Below are 20,879 nucleotides of genomic sequence, written 5' to 3'. Positions count from 1 at the left end.
GCCCCGTACGCTAGAAGCATGGAGTCCCTCGACGAGATCGTCCTCACCGGTCTGACCGTCTTCGGCCGTCATGGTGTCTTCGAGCACGAACGCCGCGACGGGCAGGAGTTCACGATCGATCTTCGTCTGCGGTTGTCGCTCGCGCAGGCTGCCGTCTCCGACGACGTGAGGGACACCGTGCACTACGGAGAGCTCGCCGAGAAGGTGGCTGCGGTCGTGGCCGGGGAACCGGTGAACCTGATCGAGACGCTCGCCGAGAGGATCGCCGCCGTCGGTCTCGAAGACCGTCGGGTGCAGGACGTCGCCGTGACCGTGCACAAGCCGCACGCGCCGATCGCTCTGGACTTCACCGATGTGGCGGTCACCGTGCATCGCCGCCGAACGCCTGACGCGCTGGAGGACACGACCGTATGAGCCGCAACCTCGCGAACCCGCCCGACATGCCCGCGCCTCGTCCCGGACGTCCGGAGACCACCGCGGTCGTCGCCCTCGGCGCGAACCTCGGTGACCGCCACGACACGATCAGGGCGGCCGCCGAGAGGATCGCGCGGCTCCCGCTGGTCAGCGAGGTGCGCCTCTCCCGGTTGTTCGAGACCGTCGCCCTTCGGCTCCACGGGCCCGATCCCGAGGCGCCCGGATACGTCAACGCCGTGGCTCTGGTGACCACGCGCCTCGCCCCCGAGATCCTTCTCGGGATGCTGCACGCCATCGAGGACGAGAACGGCCGAGAGCGACGGGAGCGCTGGGGCGACCGCACGCTCGACCTCGACCTGATCGCGTACGGCGACGTCATCTCCGACGAACCGCGTCTGCAGCTGCCGCATCCGCGCGCTGCCGAACGCCTCTTCGTGCTCGAACCGTGGCTGGATGTCGACCAGGACGCGGTGCTGCTCGGCCGGGGCAGAGTCGCCGACCTCGTGGCGGAACTGCGGGCCCGGAGCGAGGGATGAGACGCACCTCTGCGGGCGTGCTCGTCGTCCTCGCACTGCTCGCCGGCGGAGGCGGGTTCCTGCTCGATCACCTGTTGACGGCATCGGGACGTGTCACGTTCACGCCCTCGCTCCTGCTTCCGGTGCTCCTCCTGCTGATCGCCGCAGCCTCCCTCGGGGTCGCATGGCCGGTGCGGCGCAGCGTGCGGTCGGGCATCCGCATCGATCCCTTCCGCGCACTCAGAGCGGCGACACTCGCGCGGGCCTCGAGTCTGCTCGGCGCCATCATGGCTGGGTTCGGAGCCGGGCTGCTCGTGTTCCTCCTGTCACGTCCCGTCATTCCGCAGGTAGGGTCGACTGTGGCCATGCTGGCCCTGATCGGAAGCGCGATCGTCCTCGTGATCGCCGCGCTCGTCGCCGAGCAGTTCTGCACCCTGCCGAAGGATCCTGATGACTCAGAACCCAGAGACCGCGCCCCTGAACCCGGCGGAGGGCACTGACCTCGACGCCCTCGACAGGGGGACGTACACCCAGCTGCGCACGGCACGCAACGAGGCCCGCCTCGAACTCGACGGCACGTGGCACCAGATCTCGCCGCGCTATGTCGTGTCGCAGATCGTGCAGAACGTGATCTTCATCGCGATCGTCGCGATCGCCGCCGTCGTGCTGAACGTGGTGCTGAATCAGCAGTGGGTGTGGATCCCCGCCGGGATCATCCTGCTCATCACCGTGTTCGCCCTCATCATCCTCCCGCGTCAGGCGAAGGCGATCGGCTACATGCTCCGCGCCGACGACATCGTCTTCCGCAAGGGCATCCTGTGGCAGCGCATGATCGCTGTCCCCTACGGTCGCATGCAGCTGGTCGACATCACGCAGGGGCCGCTCGACCGCGCGTTCGGCATCGCCCAGCTCAAGATGGTCACGGCCGCCGCGACGACCGGCGTGCAGATCCCCGGTCTGACGCAGGGCGCGGCCGAGGCGCTGCGCGACACCCTCATCCAGGTCGCCGAGACCCGTCGGACCGGCCTGTGAGCGAGCAGCAGCCCCCTTTCGCGCCGAGCGCGCCCCTGCCCGTCGAGGAGGGTTCCACGACGCTCGCGAACGGTGAGTGGCACCGCATGCACCCCCTCACCCCGCTCTTCAAGGGCGGGCTCGCGCTGATCATCATCGCGGGTATCGTCATCGCGAACATGCGGGATCGCCTGATCACCTGGGCCGTGGGCATCTTCACGCCCGAAGAAGCGCACTACGGCGACTACGCCGGTGCCGATCCTGTCGACTGGGTGCTCTCGAACAACCTGATCCTGGTCGCGCTCCTCAGCGTGCTCGGGCTCGTGATCGTGCTGGTGCTGATCTTCTGGTTCGTCTGGCGCTTCCAGCAGTTCCGGATCACCGGCGATCACGTCGAGGTCCGCAAGGGAATCATCTTTCGCTCCCACCGCCGCGCACCTCTCGACCGCGTGCAGGGCGTGAACCTGACACGCCCGTTCCCCGCCCGCATCATCGGTCTCGCGAAGCTCGAGGTGGTCGGAGCCGGCAACGACGCGAACGTCGAGCTCGAATACCTCGCGACGCCCCGCGCAGAGTCGGTGCGTGCCGACATCCTGCGTCTGGCATCGGGTGCTCGTGCGGCGCGCGACGCCGCGCTGAACCCGGCGGCAACGTCGGCCGCGCCCGGTCCGACATCCGCCCGGGCGCAGCTGGTCGGTTCGATGAACGCGGGTGTCAACGGCCTCATCTCCGGCGTCGACCTCGCCGATGTCGTCCCCGAGAGCGTCGTGAAGATCCCGACCGGCCGGCTTGTGGGCTCGCAGCTGATCTCCGGGCTGCTGTGGTTCGTCTTCTTCGGAGCGATCTTCGCGATCGCGATCGGCAGCGCGTTGATCGGGATGCTGGCCGATGGCAACTCGGATGGAGGTTTCGTCCTCCTCGGGCTGGGTCTCGGCATGGGCGTCCCCATGGTCATCGCCGTGGTCGGTATCACCTGGGCGCAGATCTCGAAGTCGCTGCGCTACTCGATCGCTCCGACTCCTGACGGCGTGCGCATCACCTACGGTCTTCTCACGACCGTGACCGAGACGCTCCCGCCGGGACGCATCTTCGCGGTGGAGGTGTCGCAGTCGCTGCTGTGGCGCCCGTTCGGGTGGTGGACGATCAAGATCAACCGTATGAGCGGCAAGAGCGCAGCCCAGCAGTCGTCGGGAAGCGGACAGCAGTTCAACGTGGTGCTGCCCGTCGGCAAACGCGTCGATGTCGAACGCGTGCTCGCGCTGGTGCTCCCCGACGTTCCTGGGGAGAGCATCCCGTTCCTCTGGGATCAGGGCGTCGTGGGTCCCGCCGATGGCGACGCGTATCGGACGATGCCACGGCGTGCAGCGTGGCGGCGTCCGTTCTCCTGGAAGCGACACGGCTACCTCGTCGCCGACTTCGGTCTGCTGCTGCGCCGCGGAAACGTCTGGCGCAAGCTCGCCGTGTTCCCGCTGGCACGTCTGCAGGGGGTCTCGCTCAGCCAGGGACCGATCGACCGGCACCAGCGGGTTTCCGGCGCACAGGTGCACACGGTCCCCGGGCCGATCACCGGGTACCTCTCGGGTCTCGAACGTGCCGATGCGCTGGCTCTGGTCGACGAGGTCAGCCGCGCGGCAGCGGAGGCGGCGTCTCGCGACACCACCCACCGCTGGAGTGCGCACGCGACGGAGATTCCCGTCGCAGCGCCTCCGGCCCCGCCGGCGTACACCGGCCCGCCGCCGGTCTTCCCCGTCCCCGGACAGGCAGGGCCGCCCGCCCCGCCCGTATCGCCGCCTGCACCACCGGTCGCTCCGCCGTCGCCCCCGGTGCTTCCGCCGGTCGGACCGCCCGCGGCTCCACCGGCAGCACCCGCGGAGAACGCTCCGGAGGGTCCACAGGTGCCTCCGAACGTCCCGGCTGCTCCGCCGGCAGCTCCTCCCGCACCCCCGCTGCTCCGGCGGACGAGGCGCGACGATGGCGCGTGACGGACGCCTCGGCGTCGGCATCATCGGGGCAGGGCGCGTAGGGCCGGTCGTCGGGGCGGCGCTCGGCGGTGCAGGACATGCCGTGATCGGGATCACCAGCGGATCCGACGACGAACGCGCCTCGGCCGTGCTGCCGGACGTGCCGGTTCTCGATGCCCTGGAAGTCGTGCGTCGCGCCGAGCTCGTGATCATCGCGGTACCCAGCGAGCAGCTGCCGTCGCTCGTCGCGGGCATCGCCGAGGTGGGCGGCTGGCAGATCGGCCAGCTCGTGCTGCACACCGACCCCGGCTACGGCATCGACGTGCTGCGCCCGGCAGCCGAACGCGGGGCGATCCCCCTCGCCGTGCATCCCGCGATCACCTTCACAGGGACGTCGATCGACCTTCGGCAGCTGCATGCCGGGTTCGCCGCGGTGACCGCTCCGGTCGCCGTGCTGCCGATCGCCCAGGCCCTCGCCGTGGAGATGGGGTGCGAGCCCGTCGTGATCGCGGAGGCGGATCGCGCGGCCTACGCCGATGCGATCGCGACAGCCACCGAGTTCTCGCGGTCGATCATCGGACAGTCGACCGCGCGACTACGGGAGATCGGCGTGGAGAACCCCGGCGGCTACCTCTCGGCGTTGGTGCAGTCGACCGTCGAGCGTGCGCTGCGCGAAGCCTCCGACGCGCCCCCGCTGATCTGAAGCTTCCGCGGCGGTACCCCGGATGCGGGCGCCAGTCGGACTCACCGTCCGCCGGAGAAGCCGCCGCCTCCGCCGCCTCCGGAGAACCCGCCGCCGAATGACCCTCCGGCACTCGACGAAGAGCCCGCCGAGGGGGCCGAGTACGTCGCGGCTGAGTGCGACGATGCCACGAACGAGGCGAGCTGCGTCCGGAGTGCGAACGATGCCGGGTCGCCGATCCAGGATGCGCCGCGCTCCGCGCTCGCGTAGGCCTTCTCGAGCACATCACCCCACTCGCGTTCCATCCCGAACAGGATCGCGTAGGGGAGAAGCCGTTCGTACACGTGGATGACGTCGGCGGTGCCGTCGGCGCGACGTTCGGCTCCGGTGTACGACTGGAGCATGCGCAGGCGATCGGCGTCGGCGACCCGGATGAACTCCTTCACTCCCTGCAGATACTCGTAGGTGCGTGCGCCTTCGGCGGTGAGCACCGTGTGCTTCGAGAACGGATACACGCTGGAGAGCAGCACGAGGAAAGCCCCGATGGAGATCACGACGAGTGCAGGGATCGCGGACAGGCGTCCGCTGGCGGCGCTCCAGATCCCGAACGCCAAGCCGGCGACGGCGAGGCCGATCGCACACCACTGCAGGATCACAGCACTTCGACTGCGTGCCTTCTCGGTGAGTCCGCGGCTCTGCGCCTCGGTCGTGCCTCTGTGCTGGAGCGCCGTCATCCGCGCGGCGAAGGCTTCGTCGGCGGCGGGGAGATCGACCACCCCGTCGGCGTCCGCATCGAGGAAGAGCGCTTCGAGGGCGTCGACGTCGAGCTGGTCGGGGCTGTGTGCCTCGCCGAGACGACGAACGCGCGGCTCGTCTTCCTCCGTCCCCTCTTCGATGCGCAGCATGCCGCGGACGGCGAGGTGCACGATCTCGGACGGGATCACGTCTTCGGCCCCGGGAACGACGGCAGCGGCGAGCAGCGGGGGCAGCGAGTCCGGCACGTCGTACTGGGCGACCACGATGCCGGCAGCGGCTCGCCGTCTGCGCGCGAAGGCCGATACCGCCACCCAGCTGCCGGCGGCGAGTCCGAGAGCGCCGACCGCAGCGACGATCGGTGCGACGTCGGCGACCGGATCCGGTGTGCGGGCGAGCGGCTGCGTGGCGGTGCCCGGTTCGAAACCGATGGCCACCGTGACCCCGTCACCGGCGGGACGAGACCCCGATTCGACACGGAAGGTCGCGCTGCGGCCGTCGGTGGTCGGACCCTCCAGCTCGCACTCCTCCTTCGAGCCGGAAGGGCCGGAGTAGCAGCGGGTGGCACCGTCGAGTGCGTTGCTCATCGCAGGATCGAACACGATCTCGGCGCGGAACCGGTCGATGGGCTGCGTGCTGTCGAGGGGGAGCAGGTCCCAGTAGAACTCGTCTGCCGGGGGAGCGGACGAATCCTCGGAACGATCGGTCGCGAGGATCACGTCGCGCATCTCGTACTCGATGACGTAGGTGGTGAGACCCCGCACGAAGTCGTCGTCGTTACCCGTCAGCACGTAGAGGAGCCCGTCCTCCTCGTCCGTCTCGTAGGGCACGTCCGCCCCGTTGCCGTCGGTGACGGACAGGATCGTCGTCTCGATGCTCGCCCCTTCGTATGAAGTCGCGAGTCCGCGGACGATGCCGCGATTCTGGTCGACGTCGGGGAAGCGGGCCACGAGGGTCTCCGTCACGCGCATGCGGGCGCGGCCCTCGTCGTCGAGACCGATCTCGTAGACGGCATCCCACGAGCTGTAGGAGAAATCGTCGACATCGGTGGGGACGTCCGCGGGCCGGGGCGCAGCCAGGTGCGACGCGGGCCCGTCGGACGCGGCCTGCGCGGCGGCAGGGGCGAGGACCGCCACCATCGCGAGGGAGAGGGCAGCGAACGCGCGGAGGATCCGTGTGTGGGCCATTCTTCGAGGCTACCCAGCGTGCGCCAAGCAGCGGGATGCCGCCTCGGTAAACTGGGAGGGACTTCCAAGGAGCCCCCCACATGACTGACGCGTCCGCCGCGCCCGAATCGGCCTCGACCGACCCTTCCCTCGAAGAGGACGTCCACGAGCAGAAGGCCGTGCGCCTCGCCAAGCGCGAGCGCCTGATCGAGAAGCGGGCGGATGCGGGCGGCGGGGCGTTCCCGGTCGCCGTTCCCGTCACGCACACGATTCCCGCGCTGCGCGCCGAGTACGGCGAGCTCGAGGCCGGTGCCGAAACCGGTGTCATCGTCGGAGTCGCGGGTCGTGTGGTGTTCAGTCGCAACACCGGCAAGCTCTGCTTCGCCACTCTGCAGGCGGGTGACGGCTCGCGCATCCAGGCCATGATCTCCCTGGCGAACGTCGGCGAGGAGTCGCTGGCCGACTGGAAGGAGTACGTCGATCTGGGGGACCACGTCTTCGTGCACGGTGAAGTCATCTCCAGTCGCCGCGGCGAGCTGTCGATCATGGCGGACGACTGGACGATCGCGGCGAAGGCGATCCTGCCGCTCCCCAATGCCTACTCCGAACTCAGCGAGGAGGGCCGCGTACGCAGCCGCTACCTCGACCTGATCGTGCGCGAGCAGGCGCGCACGACGGTCCGCGCGCGCGCCGCCGTGAATGCGAGCCTGCGTTCGACCTTCACCAGCCATGACTACCTCGAGGTGGAGACCCCGATGCTGCAGGTGCAGCACGGCGGGGCCTCTGCCCGCCCGTTCATCACGCACTCGAACGCGTTCGACACCGAGCTGTACCTGCGCATCGCACCCGAGCTGTACCTCAAGCGCGCTGTCGTCGGCGGGATCGAGCGCGTCTACGAGATCAACCGGAACTTCCGCAACGAGGGAGCCGACTCTACACACAGCCCCGAGTTCGCGATGCTCGAGGCCTACCAGGCGTACGGCGACTACAACCAGATGGCCGCCCTCACACAGGAGCTCGTGCAGAACGCGGCGATCGCGGTCGCCGGCTCCACGACCGTGACCTGGGCCGACGGTACCGAGTATGAGCTCGGCGGCGAGTGGGACCGCATCTCGATGTACGAGTCGCTGTCGGCCGCATCCGGGCGCACCACCACTCCGCAGGACTCGGTCGAAGACCTGATCGCGTTCGCCGAGGCCAACGACGTCGATCTGCCTCCGCAGGCCACTCACGGCAAGCTCGTCGAGGAGCTGTGGGAGCATTTCGTGAAGGGCGACCTCGTCCGCCCCACGTTCGTGATGGATTTCCCCGTCGATACGTCGCCCCTGGTCCGTGAACACCGCTCGATCGCGGGTGTCGTGGAGAAGTGGGATCTGTACATCCGTGGCTTCGAGCTGGCGACCGGGTACTCCGAACTGGTCGACCCCGTGATCCAACGCGAGCGCTTCGTGGAACAGGCCAAACTCGCCGCACGCGGTGACGTCGAGGCGATGCCGGTCGACGAAGAGTTCCTGCGGGCCCTCGAGCACGGCATGCCGCCGTCCGGAGGAATGGGCATGGGGATCGACCGCCTGCTGATGGCGATCACCGGCCTGGGCATTCGTGAGACCATCCTGTTCCCCCTGGTCAAGTAACACGATCACCGACGGTCACTGCGCCGAGTGGCGACGGAACGCCCACTCCGGGAGCATCGCTCCGCCGATCATGGTCTCCAGGAGCGCGGCCAGTGAATAGTGCGGGTCGATCTCTCGCACCATCTCGAGGTATCGGCCCGCGTGGCTGGCGCGTCCCAGAGCCCATGACAACCACGCCGCCACGGTGAGGGGTGCGGATCGCGAGAGCCTCGGAGCCCGTGCCGCCGCTTCGCGTGCGGCGGTGAGAGCGCGTCGGAGGCGGTCGGTGTCGGGAGTGGGGCCGCGCCCGAGGAACACCTCGCCCACCTCGTCGGGGATCATCACCCCGGATTCGGCGTACGCGGTCTGTGCAGCGAGGGTGCGCACGCCGCCTGCCAGGTCGGTCGCCCACTGAGCGATGGCGACGTCCCGCAAAAGGGGCTGCCCGAGGCACCACAGCAGCGTGGCCGTCGCGAACGGGGGCAGAGCCTCGGGTGCCGCCAGCACCGACTCGTAGAAGGCCGGAACGTCGTCGAGCAGGACGAGCGCGGCGATGAGCCGCGGATCATCCCGACTCGTCAGTCGACCTCGACCCTTCCGATCGAGGAACGCCGCGAGTTCGATCGACGCGGTCCCCACACGTTCCTTCTCGGCGAGGTCGACGTGCGGGAGATCCGCCCCGACGCTCTGGTCTCCGGACACGTCGGTCGACAGCGGTAGATCGGCGGGAGTGCGGATCTGCGCCAACGGCCCCAGCTCGGGCTCCTCGTCGAGGTAGCTCGACCACCCGGAGGGGGTCACGCAGAGAGCGTCGACGATGCGGAGGCCCGCCTCCTCTGCGCACCCCAACAGCTCGTCGACGGCGACCGCGTGGGGGAGGACGAGACCGTCTCGCGTCGGGTGCGACTCCTCATCGGTGTAGACGACGACCGCGACGGCATCCGTCGCTGTGACGCGGGCGACGAGGCCGACGGCGGCGTCGGCATAGACCTCGAGGTCAGCCTTCTCCTGCGGGAGATCGAGACGCATGGCTCCGTCGGTGCGGCTGCCTCGGAAAGGGAGGAGCACGATGCTCCGACGGGGCGTGAAGCCCGCGAGGGACGGGACGATGCCGAGGAAAGCGGCGGAATCGGAGGCTCGGAGAACTGTTGTCATCCCGAGAGTGTCGTCGAGGGCGAAGCCCGCCGAGCGCGAAAGAGGACCCTGTGGACGGAGTTCCTGTGAACGCCGAAATGTGCACGAACAGTGGCTCGCGTACCATGGGGTGATGGACAACTTCTGGCTCGCCGCGGCATGGTCGCTTCTGCCGACCGTCGGAGTGAGCATCGTGTTCTTCCTCGTGGTCCGCGGCATCCTCCGCTTCGACCGGACCGAGCGCAAGGTGCACGCGCAGATCGAGGCTGAGGAGCGCGCCGCGCGAGGCCTCCCGCCGCGCGCCTGAGTCCGACCCATCGGCTACTGTGAAGCCAGCGCACCTGTTCGGGTGCGCCTCGGCTGGGATGGTCACTGCGGTGGCGAGGGGGCACGATGACTGCGGAGACCTGGGGATGGTGGATCGCCGCCTTCCTCGTGGTGCTCGACATCATCATCCGTGTCACGGCCATCATCGTCATCCCCCGCAACAGGCGTCCCACGGCGGCGATGGCATGGCTGCTGGCCGTGTTCTTCATACCGTTCGTCGGTGTCTTCCTGTTCCTCGTGATCGGCAACCCGCGCCTTCCCCGCGCGCGTCGGCGCAAACAGGATCAGATCAACGAGTACATCGCCGAGACCAGCGAGCACCTGCATTTCGGCACGCTCCGCCCGAACGCACCCGCGTGGTTCGGGCCGATCGTGCAGATGAATCAGAAGCTCGGCGCCCTCCCGCTCTCGGGCGACAACGGCGCCCACCTCATCTCGGACTACCAGGAGTCCCTCGATGAGATGGCGCAGGCGATCCGCACGGCGCAGGAGTATGTGCACGTCGAGTTCTACATCCTGCAGTCCGACACGTCGACCGACAACTTCTTCCGGGCGCTGGAAGAGGTCTGCGCCCGCGGTGTCGAGGTCCGCGTGCTCCTGGACCACTGGGCCAACCGCGGCAAGCCCCGCTACAAGCAGACCATCGCGCGCCTCAATGCGATGGGCGCCGACTGGCATCTGATGCTCCCGGTGCAGCCGCTCAAGGGCAAGATGCAGCGCCCCGATCTGCGCAACCACCGCAAGCTCCTCGTCGTCGACGGCAACATCGCGTTCCTCGGATCGCAGAACATCACCGATTCGACCTACAACCTGCCGAAGAACATCAAGCGCGGTCTGCACTGGGTCGACCTGATGGTGCGTCTGGACGGCCCGGTCGTGCTGAGCGTGAACGCGATCTTCGTCGCGGACTGGTACAGCGAGACCGACACCGTCCTCGAGGGCATCGACATCGCTCACGCGAACATCGGCTCCGGTGACCTCGACTGCCAGGTCGTCCCGTCCGGTCCCGGTTTCGAGGTCGAGAACAACCTCCGGCTCTTCCTCAGCCTGCTCTATGCGGCGAAGAAGAAGATCATGATCGTCAGCCCCTACTTCGTCCCGGACGAGGCGCTGCTGCTCGCGGTCACCGCGGCCGTGGACCGCGGCGTGCACGTCGAGCTGTTCGTGTCGGAAGAGGGCGACCAGGCGATGGTGTACCACGCCCAGCGCAGCTACTACGAGGTGCTGCTCAAGGCCGGAGTCCGCATCTGGATGTATCGCAAGCCGTACATCCTGCACACCAAGACGCTGACCATCGACGATGAGGTCGCCGTGATCGGATCGAGCAACATGGACATGCGCTCCTTCGGTCTGAACCTCGAGGTCTCGATGCTGGTGCGAGGCGAGGAGTTCGTCGCCGAGATGCGCGAGGTCGAAGACAAGTACCGCTCGCTCAGCCGAGAGCTGACGCTGGAGGAGTGGATGCAGCAGCCGCTTCGTTCGACGGTGCTCGACAACCTCGCCCGCCTCACCTCCGCGCTGCAGTAGGCGACGCAGGCTATCCGCACGAACTTCGTGAGGGCTACTCTGTGACCATGACCTCCGCACTTCGTCCTCTCGTTTCCGTCATGGGCGTCGTGGCCGCTGCGCTCCTCATCGCAGGGTGCACTGCCGGTCCGGGCGCGCAGACGCCGACCAGCTCTCCAGCCCCGAGCGCCGGCGGCATCGACGATCAGAACGACGTCGAGGGTGCACTGCTCGACGAAGGACGCATGTTCGCCGTCATCACGGTGGGCTCCTCCACCTGCGTGCCGCAGGTCGACCAGGTCACCGCGGAAGGACAGACCGTGACCGTCACCCTCGTCGACGCGGAGGGCGAGGCTTCGAAGCCCTGCACGAAGGATCTCGCGCCGCGCGCGAGCCTGGGCACGCTGCCGGAAGGCGTGGACCCGAAGGCCGACATCACCATGAACGTCACCTACGGTGACATCACCGACGATGTGGACCTCGACGGCGATCCGGCGGCGACGGGTACGCCGGGGACGCCCACCGAGTATCTGCCATCGGCCGGCTGGTTCGACGACGGCGGCCTCGTTCTGCTGACCTGGGGATCCTCGTCCTGCCCGCCGGTCGTCGACACACTGGAGGGCTCGGGGAACGCCGGGACCGCGACGTTCGTGACCGACGCGAACCAGGTGTGCACGATGGACATGGGACCGCGTGCGACCATCCTCTCCTTCGGCGATGACACGGTCGACGACGAGGCGGCCTTCACTCTGACCCTCGTCGGCGGCGGGCTCGACGGCACGGTCGAGGTCCGCTGAGCGTCAGGGGCCGCGGTTCTCAGAGGATGTGCACCGGGTGGCCTGACGGCAGTGCCAGGACCAGAGCCCCAGGATCAGCCCAGCAGGTGATGCGCACCGCTTCACCGAACTCGTCGCCGTCGAGTTCGATCGGGATGGGCTCGGGTGCTGCGGCTTCGGCGGCGGCACCGTGGAAGTAGTGCACCGAGGCGTTCTTGCCGCGGTGCTCGAGTACCCGGCGTCCGGCGCGGAAGCGGCGGAGCACGGAGTTGTCCCACCAGATCTTCCGCCAGACCCCGAACCAGCCGAACATGCCGGTCGGCTGGATGACGGCGACGTCGAGGGCGGCGTCGGTGATCGATGCGTCGGGGATCAGGGAGATGCCGGCGGGGAGAGTGCCGCAGTTCGCGAAGAGCAGGCTGTACGCGCGGTGCGAGTGCAGGCGTCCGTCATCGACCTGGTAGACGGCCCGGAACGGCTTCGCGCGCGGCAGTGAGCGGGCGGCACCGTCGACGTACGCGATCCATCCCACGGACTTCTTCAGGTCGGATCGGGTGTTCGCGATCATGTCGGCGTCGAGCCCCATGCCCGCCAGCACCACGAAGGCGTGTTGGGCCTCCTCGCCGTCTTCTCGTGTGAGGCGGGCCCAGCCGATGTCGATCGGATGCCGGAAGTCGCCGAGCGCGGCGCGGATCATCTCGGTCGGGTCACCGAGGGGGAGGCCGAGATTGCGGGCCAGCAGGTTTCCGGTGCCGCTGGGCAGGATCGCCAACGGCACCCCGCTGTTCGCGATCGCCTCGGACACCGCCCGCACCGTGCCATCGCCGCCGGCGACCAGCACGACGTCCACCCCGCGCTCCAGAGCCTGCGCAGTGGCAAGCTGCCCGGCATCCTCGAGCGTCGTGGGATAGAACGCCGGATGCGCCCATCCTGCTTCGCGCGAGAGGTCGCGCACTGTGGCGCGGAGATGCTTGCCGTCGACCTTGATGGGGTTGTAGACGAGCGCCGCCTGTCGCTGGACGGGTGCGCTGGATGTCATGGCGCTACTCTAAACCGGGAAAGACCCGCCCCGTCGATCCGGAGCAGGTGACTCCTGGCGGTCCGCGCATCCGGCGCGCCCGGGCGTTCACCGTAGACTTGGTGGATGATCGACCTCGCACTCCTCCGCGAAAACCCGGAGATCGTCCGCCGTTCGCAGACTGCTCGTGGAAACGACCAGAGCACCGTCGACGTCGCTCTCGAGGCCGATCGATCGCGCAGGTCCGCGCTGTCCGCTTTCGAAGAGCTGCGCGCCGAGCAGAACGCCTTCGGCAAGCAGGTCGCGAAGGCCCCCAAGGAGGAGAAGGCGGCGCTGGTCGCGCAGGCGAAAGACCTCGCGGAGCGTGTCAAGCAGGCTCAGCATGCGGCGAACGAGGCTGCGGACGCAGCGGCAGCCGCACTCGCTCGAATCGAGAACGTGGTGATCGACGGTGTCCCCGCCGGCGGCGAGGCGGACTTCGTCGAGCTGCGTCGTGTCGGCGACGTGCCGGCTTTCGATTTCGAGCCGAAGGACCACCTCGAGCTCGGTGAACTCCTCGGTGCGATCGATATGGAACGCGGCGCCAAGGTATCGGGCGCCCGTTTCTACTTCCTGCGCGGCATCGGCGCGCGCCTCGAGATCGCGTTGATGAACCTGGCGCTCGACAAAGCGCTGCAGAACGGATTCGTGCCGCTGATCACCCCGACGCTCGTTCGTCCGGAGATCATGCAGGGCACCGGGTTCCTCGGCGAGCACGCCGACGAGGTCTACCACCTCGACAAGGATGACGACCTGTACCTGGTGGGCACCAGCGAGGTCGCCCTCGCCGGCTACCACAAAGACGAGATCGTCGACCTGTCCGATGGTGCCCTCCGTTATGCCGGCTGGTCGACCTGCTACCGGCGAGAGGCCGGATCGCATGGCAAGGACACCCGCGGCATCATCCGCGTGCACCAGTTCAACAAGCTCGAGATGTTCGTCTACACGACCGCGGAAGAGGCGGAAGCCGAGCACCTGCGCCTCGTCGCGCTGCAGGAGGAGATGCTGACCTCGCTCGGCCTCGCCTATCGCGTGATCGACGTCGCGGCCGGAGACCTCGGATCGAGCGCGGCACGCAAGTACGACATCGAGGCGTGGGTCCCCACGCAGGGCGCGTTCCGTGAACTCACCTCGACCTCGAACTGCACGACCTATCAGGCGCGACGGCTCGACGTGCGTCACCGCCCGGCCGTCGACGCGGCCGATCCCGCGGGCCAGGGCACGGCCAAGACGCAGCACGTGGCCACCCTGAACGGCACTCTCGCCACCACCCGCTGGATCGTCGCCCTGCTCGAGACGCACCAGCAGGCCGACGGCTCGGTGCGCGTGCCGGAGGTTCTGCGGCCGTATCTCGGCGGCCTCGAAGTGATCGAGCCCCTCGCGGCCGGGCGGGCCGCCCGATGACAGGTCCCTGGCTGGTCGGCCTCGACGTCGACGGGACGATCCTGCTGCAGGACGAGACGATGAGCCCCGGCGTTCCGGAAGCCATCGCTCGGGTGCGCGACGGAGGGAACGTCGTCACCATCGCGACCGGGCGCAGTTGGATGGCCACACGACGCTATGTCGAGGAGCTCGGCCTGACCGCCGACTACGTGGTGTGCTCCAACGGCGCGGTGACGATGCGGCGCTCCGGCGACGACTGGGAGCGCTGGAACGTCGAGACCTTCGATCCGTCCCCGGTCCTCGGTCTGCTGCGCGAGCGTCTTCCCGATGCCCGATACATGGTCGAACTCGCCTCGGGCCAGCGACTGTTCACCGAGCAGCTCGACGACTGGACTCTCGACGGCGGCCGGCGGGTCGACTTCGACGAGCTCGGGGAGCTCCCCGTCTCGCGCATCGTCGTCGTCTCTCCCGGTCACGACGAAGAGGACTTCCACCGTCTGGTGGCGGATGCCGGTCTCAACGAGGTGTCCTACGCGATCGGGTGGACCGCGTGGCTCGACATCGCACCGCAGGGTGTCGACAAGGGCACGGCGTTGGAACAGGTGCGCACGGAACTCGGGCTCGACGAGGGCCGCATCTTCGTCGCCGGCGACGGACGCAACGACATCGGGATGTTCGGCTGGGCCCGCTCGCTCGGCGGACGAGCGGTGGCGATGGGGCAGGCCCCCGACGTGGTGAAGGAAGCGGCGGGCGAGGTCACCGCAGATGTCGTCGACGGCGGCCTCGCGCGGGCTCTCGACACGCTTCCAGCCCCCGCCCAGGTCAGCGCAGGAGAATAGAACTCGGCTAGACTCACGCCTGGTCGACAGAAGCATCTGTCGGGAGGGTTGTCCGAGCGGCCGATGGAGCTGGTCTTGAAAACCAGTGGGCAGAGATGTCTCGTGGGTTCGAATCCCACACCCTCCGCATGTGAGCACGGTGCCCCCGCACCGGCGCTTGATCCGAAAGGACCCGAGTGAGCCAGAACACCCGACGCCGTCACACGATCGCGCGCCATGGTCAGCTGGGCACTCCTGGCACCGTCGGCCAGCTGTTGAAGTTCATCGCGATCGGTCTCGCGGTGGTGCTGGTGAGCGGACTCGGGGTCGGTGCCTACGTCTTCTACGATCTCACGAGCACGGTCTCGGCGAACGCGGTCGAGATCGAGGGTCAGGACCCCATCCCGCCGGACATCGGCGAGTACGAGGGCGGCTTCAACATGGTCCTCACAGGCGTCGACACCTGTGAGGAGAAGTACAAGGACCTCTTCGGCGAACGCTGCACCGGAGCGGATTCCGAGGGAACGCTCAACGACGTGAACCTGCTCGTCCACGTCTCGCAGGAACCGCGCCGCATCACGGTCGTCAGTTTCCCTCGTGACCTGATGGTGCCGATCCCCTCGTGCACCGACAAGAACGGCAACGCCACCTCCGCGATGAGCAAGCAGCCGCTCAACACCGCCTACACCGACGGCGGCCTGAACTGCGTCGTGAAGACGATCTCCGAGCTCACCGACCAGGAGATCCAGTTCGCGGCCGGCGTCACCTTCGGCGGCGTGATCGAGATCACCAATGCGATCGGCGGCGTCGACGTCTGCCTCGCCAACCCGATCAAGGACCGCTACACCGGACTGGACATGGCTGCGGGAACCCACACGGTCGAGGGTCTGCAGGCGCTGCAGTTCCTGCGCACGCGTCACGGTGTCGGTGACGGCAGCGACCTGGGCCGCATCGGCAACCAGCAGCAGTACATGTCGAGCCTGGCACGCAAGATGATCAGCGGGGAAGTGCTCGGCAACGTCCCCGTGATGCTGAAGCTCGCGAACACCGCGATCCAGAATCTGGAGCCGAGTGAGTCGCTCACGAACCCGATGACGCTCGTGCAGATCGCCCTCGCGGTCAAGTCGGTGCCGTTCGAGGACATCGTCTTCGTGCAGTACCCGAACGGGACGGACTCGGCCAACCCCAACAAGGTCGTTCCCAACTACACCGCCGCCTCGGCGCTCTGGGACGCACTCGCTGCGAACGCACAGCTGCAGATCACGCACGAGAACAACAAGAACGACGGCGTGGTCGTGCAGGAGCCGACGGCGCCAGTCGAGCAGCCGGCAACGGATCCGGCAGCGACTCCCGACCCGGCAGCGACGCCTGACAACGTCGTGGCGCTGCCCGATTCGATCAAGGGCAACTCCGCGGCGCAGCAGACCTGCTCCAACGGCAACGTCCGCTGAGTCCTTCGCGAGAACGCGCAAACTGCTTGCGCGTTCTTGCAAGGATTTGCGTACACTGACTGCATGTCGAAGCGACTGGCAGAGGTGGCCCGCAAGGTCGGTGTGAGCGAGGCAACGGTCAGCCGCGTGCTGAACGAGAAGCCGGGGGTCTCCGACGCCACCCGGCAGGCGGTCCTCACCGCCCTCGACGTGCTCGGCTACGAGCGGCCGACCAAGCTCCGGGGCGAGCGTGCCCGCCTCGTCGGACTCGTGCTCCCCGAACTGCAGAACCCGATCTTCCCCGCGTTCGCCGAGATCGTCGGAGGCGCACTCACCCAGAACGGCTACACGCCTCTGCTGTGCACCCAGAACGCCGGCGGAGTGACCGAGTCGGACTACGTCGATCTGCTCCTGGCGCAGCAGGTCTCGGGTGTGATCTTCCTCGGGGGAAACTACACGCAGGCGGACGCCGCACACGAGCACTACGAGCGGCTGCGCCAGGTGAACCTGCCGACCGTGCTCGTCAACGCCCGCGTCGCCGAGCTGCACTTCGCGACGGTGTCGACCGACGACGCGGCCGCGGCGGAACAGGCCGTGCTGCACGTGCACCAGCTCGGACATCGGAAGATCGGCCTGCTCCTGGGGCCGGAGGATCACGTCCCCTCCCGCCGCAAGCTCGATTCGGCGCGCCGTCTGCTGGATGCGCTCGGGGCGCCGCTGTCCGACGAGCTCGTGGTGCGCGGCATGTACTCGCTCGAGTCCGGGCAGGCAGGGGCCTCGCGCCTCTTCGCTGCCGGCGCGACCGCGATCGTGTGCGCGAGCGACCCGATGGCACTCGGGGCCGTACGCGCGGCGCGGCGGGCCGGCCTTTCCGTGCCGGGGGACGTGAGCATCGTCGGGTTCGACGACTCGGCTCTGATGAGTTGCACCGAACCTCCGCTGACGACGGTGCGACAGCCGATCGAGTCCATGGGGCGCGCCGTGATCGCCCTGCTGCTCGCGCAGATCGCCGGCACAGCCCAGCCGAGCGACGAACTGCTGTTCGAGCCCGAGCTGGTGCTGCGAGCCTCGACGGGCCCGCTGCGCTGACCTGATCTGCGGACGGCCCCGAGCCGTCCTTGTGCGCGCATGTCAGCCATCGCAATTTTCCAACATTCTGTTTAGTTCTTGCGCGGAACGCGCGGAAAAGCTACATTCGACTCATCGCCATCGACGACGAGGAGATCTGTGGACACTGACGTTCTGCGCACGGCGGCACCGGCCCGCACCCTGACGATGCCCGTGGGCGAGGGCTGGTGGCGCACCGCCGTCATCTACCAGGTGTATGTGCGCAGCTTCGCGGACGGCAACGGTGACGGCATCGGCGATCTCGCCGGCGTCCGCTCACGGCTGCCTTACCTGAAGAGCCTCGGCGTCGACGCGCTCTGGTTCACCCCCTGGTACCTGAGCCCGCTCGCGGACGGCGGATACGACGTACAGGACTATCGCCGCATCGACCCCCGCTTCGGCACCCTCGAAGAGGCGGAGCAGCTGATCGCGGAGGCGCTCGAACTCGGCATCCGCACGATCGTCGACATCGTGCCCAACCACATCTCCGATCAGCATGAGTGGTTCCGACAGGCGCTGGCGGCCGGCCCCGGCAGCCCGGAGCGCGAGCGCTTCTGGTTCCACTCCGGTCGGGGCGAGCGCGGTGACGGCATCCCGACCAACTGGGTCTCGAGCTTTCAGGGCGAGACCTGGTCGCGCACTCAGAACCCCGACGGCTCCGACGGCGAGTGGTATCTGCACCTGTTCACCCCCGAACAGCCGGACCTGAACTGGAACCACCCGGATGTGCGGCGTGAGCACGAGGACGTCCTGCGATTCTGGTTCGACCGAGGCGTCGCGGGCGTCCGCATCGACTCCGCGGCGCTCCCGGTCAAGGACCCGACTCTTCCCGACCTTCCGCCGGGCTCCGCTCCCACGGTCGGCCACCCGCACATCGACCGCGACGAGCTGCACGACATCTACCGCCACTGGCGGTCCGTCGCGGATGAGTACGACGGCGAAAGGGTGCTCGTCGGCGAGGTGTGGCTCGACGACGCCGAGCGCTTCGCCCGCTATCTGCGCCCCGGCGAGATGCACACGGCTTTCAACTTCGGATTCATGACGCAGCCGTGGAGCGCCAGGGCGATGCGCGACTCCATCACCCGCACGCTCGCCGAACACGCGCCGGTCGGCGCGCCGGCGACCTGGGTGCTCTCGAACCACGACGTCACGCGTCCGGTCACCCGGTACGGACAGGCCGATTCCTCTTTCGCGTTCGAGCGCAAGCGCTTCGGCACCGCGACGGATGCCGTACGCGGCGCGAGCCGCGCTCGCGCCGCGGCGCTGCTCGTCGCGGCGCTGCCGGGCAGTCTCTACATCTACCAGGGCGACGAGCTCGGCCTTCCCGAAGTGGAACTGCCGCTCGACGCGATCGAGGACCCCATGCACTTCCGCTCTGGCGGGGTCGACCCGGGGCGCGACGGATGCCGTGTGCCGCTGCCGTGGTCCGGAGCGGTGACCCCGTACGGCTTCGGCGGCGCCCCGTGGCTTCCGCAGCCCGAGGACTGGGCGGCGCTCACGGTGGACGCGCAGCACAGGGACCCCGACTCGACCCTCAACCTGTACCGCGCGACGATCGCGCTGCGCCGTCGACTCGACGACCTCGCCGGAGACGACCTGGAGTGGCTCGAGCTCGGCGCCGACGTGCTGGCGTTCCGCAGGGGGGACGGCACGCTCAGCATCACGAACCTCGGATCCGTGCCCGTGCCGCTGCCGGCCCACCACGAGGTACTTCTCGCCAGCGCGCCACTCGACGGTGCGCTCCCTCCCGATTCCACAGCCTGGCTCGCCCTCCGAGCCGTTCCCGCGCACTCGCACCGAGCGCCGAAGTAGCCCTGCACCACCCGATCAGCACCACATGGAAGGACAGACAATGAAGTCATCAACGAAGGCCATGGTCGCCGGCATCGCCGTGCTCGCGACAGTCGGCGCGCTCGCCGGCTGCACGTCCAGCGGCGACGGCGACAGCGGCGACGGACGCCTCGAGCTGCGTGTCGCGACGTTCCCCCCGGGAGCGGACGCTGCCGCCTACGATGCGTTCGCCGCTCAGGAGAAGCAGTTCGAGAAGGAACACCCCGACATCGACATCATCGGCGTCGAGTACGAGTGGGAAGGCCCGACCTTCGCCGTGCAGCTCGCCGGCGGAAGCCTGCCCGACGTCTTCACCGTGCCGTTCACCGACTCCAAGACGCTGCTCGAGAACGGGCAGCTGATGGACGTGACCGACGCGATCGAGAAGCTCGGCTACACCGACAAGTTCAACCCGATCATCCTCGACGGTGTCACCGGCGCCGACGGCAAGATCTACGGCTTCCCGCGCCAGGCGTACGCCGCCGCGCTGCACTACAACCGCGACCTGTTCGAGCAGGCCGGGCTCGACCCCGACAACCCGCCGGAGACGTGGGACGAGATCCGCGAGGCCGCCAGGAAGATCACGGATGCCACGGGCAAGGCCGGGTACGCGCAGATGGCCATCAACAACACCGGCGGGTGGCAGCTCACCTCGCAGACCGTCGCCCGCGGCGGGCGCACCCAGACCGACAACGGGGATGGCACGGCCGAGTCGACGATCGACAACGATGCGACGAAGGCGTCGCTGCAGTTCCTGCACGACGTGAAGTGGGAGGACGGCTCGTTCGGATCGAAGGTCGACCTCGACTGGGGAACGATCAACCAGGAGTTCGCCGCCGGCAACATCGGAATGTACACGTCGGGTTCCGACATCTACACCGCCCTCGTGCGCGACTTCGGCATGGATTCGGACATCTACGGCATGACCGTCGTGCCCATGGAAGGCGACGACCCCGGCACGCTCGGCGGCGGTGACATCGCGGTGATCAGCCCCACGGTCGACGACGCGACGAAGGAGGCGGCGGTCACGTGGATCGACTGGTACTACATGCAGAAGCTGATGGACGAGGACGCGGCGGTGCTCGATGCGAAGACCCTGAACGAGTCCGGCCAGGCGGTGGGCACCCCGCTGCTCCCGGTGCTCAGCCGTGAGCTGTACGACGAGTCGCAGGTGTGGATCGCCGACTACATCAACGTCCCGGTCGAGCAGATGGCGCCGTTCAGCGACCGCATCTGGGACCAGACGCCGGTGGGTGAGCCGAAGGTGAAGACGCAGGAGGTGTATGCCCTCCTCGACGCCGTGGTGCAGAAGGTCCTGACCGACGAGAACGCCGACATCGATGCCCTCCTGGCCCAGGCGCAGACCGACGCGCAGGCGAAGCTCGACGAGTAACGC

The 20,879-nt window shown here is 68.3% G+C and carries 19 protein-coding genes and 1 tRNA gene; 17 read left to right on the top strand and 3 right to left on the bottom strand.

Annotated elements, in window-relative coordinates; genetic code table 11:
* Positions 1-18 precede the first annotated feature (18 nt).
* From folB to GZ64_RS0109350, 6 genes are read left to right on the top strand one after another with little or no spacing between them, the layout of a single operon-like run.
* The gene (gene folB / locus GZ64_RS0109375; protein ID WP_029266116.1) at positions 19-414 is read left to right on the top strand and encodes a dihydroneopterin aldolase; all 396 of its coding nucleotides are present in this window, start codon (positions 19-21) and stop codon (positions 412-414) included.
* Entirely contained in the window at positions 411-950 is a 540-nt protein-coding gene (gene folK / locus GZ64_RS0109370; RefSeq protein WP_029266114.1) for a 2-amino-4-hydroxy-6-hydroxymethyldihydropteridine diphosphokinase, read from the top strand. The genes folB and folK overlap by 4 nt, the downstream gene beginning before the upstream one ends.
* Complete coding sequence (locus GZ64_RS0109365) at positions 947-1,429, top strand: DUF3180 domain-containing protein (protein ID WP_029259664.1); 483 nt, start codon at positions 947-949, stop codon at positions 1,427-1,429. The genes folK and GZ64_RS0109365 overlap by 4 nt, the downstream gene beginning before the upstream one ends.
* Positions 1,380-1,961: a PH domain-containing protein gene (locus GZ64_RS0109360; RefSeq protein ID WP_021198198.1), complete on the top strand. Its 582-nt coding sequence runs from the start codon at positions 1,380-1,382 to the stop codon at positions 1,959-1,961. Before GZ64_RS0109365 ends, GZ64_RS0109360 begins: the two co-directional genes overlap by 50 nt.
* Positions 1,958-3,922, top strand: coding sequence for a PH domain-containing protein (locus GZ64_RS0109355; RefSeq protein WP_029266113.1), 1,965 nt, complete (start codon positions 1,958-1,960; stop codon positions 3,920-3,922). The genes GZ64_RS0109360 and GZ64_RS0109355 overlap by 4 nt, the downstream gene beginning before the upstream one ends.
* Positions 3,912-4,604, top strand: coding sequence for a DUF2520 domain-containing protein (locus tag GZ64_RS0109350; RefSeq protein WP_029266112.1), 693 nt, complete (start codon positions 3,912-3,914; stop codon positions 4,602-4,604). The genes GZ64_RS0109355 and GZ64_RS0109350 overlap by 11 nt, the downstream gene beginning before the upstream one ends.
* A gap of 41 nt (positions 4,605-4,645) precedes the next feature.
* On the opposite strand, the gene GZ64_RS0109345 is transcribed toward GZ64_RS0109350, so the two are convergent.
* Positions 4,646-6,523 (bottom strand): DUF2207 domain-containing protein, encoded by a 1,878-nt coding sequence (locus tag GZ64_RS0109345; RefSeq protein WP_029266110.1) that lies wholly within the window; start codon positions 6,521-6,523, stop codon positions 4,646-4,648.
* An 80-nt stretch (positions 6,524-6,603) separates the two neighbouring features.
* Between GZ64_RS0109345 and lysS the strand changes: the two genes are divergently transcribed.
* Positions 6,604-8,136: a lysine--tRNA ligase gene (gene lysS / locus GZ64_RS0109340; RefSeq protein WP_029259669.1), complete on the top strand. Its 1,533-nt coding sequence runs from the start codon at positions 6,604-6,606 to the stop codon at positions 8,134-8,136.
* 15 nt (positions 8,137-8,151) lie between these two features.
* Here the strand turns inward: lysS and GZ64_RS0109335 are convergent, their stop codons facing one another.
* A complete protein-coding gene (locus GZ64_RS0109335) occupies positions 8,152-9,270 on the bottom strand; it encodes a DUF4192 family protein (protein WP_029259670.1) in 1,119 nt (372 codons plus the stop codon).
* A 112-nt stretch (positions 9,271-9,382) separates the two neighbouring features.
* On the opposite strand from GZ64_RS0109335, the gene GZ64_RS20015 reads away from it, so the two are divergent.
* The 3 genes from GZ64_RS20015 to GZ64_RS0109320 all read left to right on the top strand — a co-directional run bounded on the left by GZ64_RS20015 (position 9,383) and on the right by GZ64_RS0109320 (position 11,879).
* Complete coding sequence (locus tag GZ64_RS20015; RefSeq protein ID WP_021198192.1) at positions 9,383-9,556, top strand: hypothetical protein; 174 nt, start codon at positions 9,383-9,385, stop codon at positions 9,554-9,556.
* An 86-nt stretch (positions 9,557-9,642) separates the two neighbouring features.
* Positions 9,643-11,103, top strand: a complete 1,461-nt coding sequence (cls, locus tag GZ64_RS0109325; RefSeq protein ID WP_021198191.1) for a cardiolipin synthase — start codon at positions 9,643-9,645, stop codon at positions 11,101-11,103.
* A gap of 47 nt (positions 11,104-11,150) precedes the next feature.
* The gene (locus GZ64_RS0109320; protein ID WP_029259671.1) at positions 11,151-11,879 is read left to right on the top strand and encodes a hypothetical protein; all 729 of its coding nucleotides are present in this window, start codon (positions 11,151-11,153) and stop codon (positions 11,877-11,879) included.
* Between the two features lie 19 nt (positions 11,880-11,898).
* Here GZ64_RS0109320 and GZ64_RS0109315 read toward each other — a convergent pair whose 3' ends face one another.
* On the bottom strand, positions 11,899-12,897 hold the full coding sequence (locus GZ64_RS0109315; RefSeq protein WP_029266106.1) for a diacylglycerol/lipid kinase family protein: 999 nt from the start codon (positions 12,895-12,897) through the stop codon (positions 11,899-11,901).
* A gap of 105 nt (positions 12,898-13,002) precedes the next feature.
* Here GZ64_RS0109315 and serS point away from each other — a divergent pair, with 105 nt between their 5' ends.
* The 7 genes from serS to GZ64_RS0109280 all read left to right on the top strand — a co-directional run bounded on the left by serS (position 13,003) and on the right by GZ64_RS0109280 (position 20,876).
* Complete coding sequence (gene serS, locus GZ64_RS0109310; RefSeq protein ID WP_021198188.1) at positions 13,003-14,319, top strand: serine--tRNA ligase; 1,317 nt, start codon at positions 13,003-13,005, stop codon at positions 14,317-14,319.
* On the top strand, positions 14,316-15,137 hold the full coding sequence (locus GZ64_RS0109305; protein WP_029266104.1) for an HAD family hydrolase: 822 nt from the start codon (positions 14,316-14,318) through the stop codon (positions 15,135-15,137). The genes serS and GZ64_RS0109305 overlap by 4 nt, the downstream gene beginning before the upstream one ends.
* Positions 15,138-15,179: 42 nt before the next feature.
* Positions 15,180-15,264, top strand: a tRNA-Ser gene (locus tag GZ64_RS0109300).
* Between the two features lie 49 nt (positions 15,265-15,313).
* A complete protein-coding gene (locus GZ64_RS0109295) occupies positions 15,314-16,567 on the top strand; it encodes an LCP family protein (protein ID WP_029259673.1) in 1,254 nt (417 codons plus the stop codon).
* A gap of 63 nt (positions 16,568-16,630) precedes the next feature.
* On the top strand, positions 16,631-17,635 hold the full coding sequence (locus GZ64_RS0109290; RefSeq protein ID WP_029259674.1) for a LacI family DNA-binding transcriptional regulator: 1,005 nt from the start codon (positions 16,631-16,633) through the stop codon (positions 17,633-17,635).
* Positions 17,636-17,821: 186 nt separating this feature from the next.
* The gene (locus GZ64_RS0109285) at positions 17,822-19,465 is read left to right on the top strand and encodes a glycoside hydrolase family 13 protein (protein WP_036331330.1); all 1,644 of its coding nucleotides are present in this window, start codon (positions 17,822-17,824) and stop codon (positions 19,463-19,465) included.
* A gap of 40 nt (positions 19,466-19,505) precedes the next feature.
* On the top strand, positions 19,506-20,876 hold the full coding sequence (locus tag GZ64_RS0109280) for an extracellular solute-binding protein (RefSeq protein WP_029266100.1): 1,371 nt from the start codon (positions 19,506-19,508) through the stop codon (positions 20,874-20,876).
* Positions 20,877-20,879: the final 3 nt, after the last annotated feature.

The organism is Microbacterium sp. Cr-K32 (assembly GCF_000708345.1).
Taxonomy (GTDB): domain Bacteria; phylum Actinomycetota; class Actinomycetes; order Actinomycetales; family Microbacteriaceae; genus Microbacterium; species Microbacterium maritypicum_A.
The sequence above is the reverse complement of the archived record's forward strand: the minus strand, read 5'-3'. Positions and strand labels throughout refer to the sequence as shown.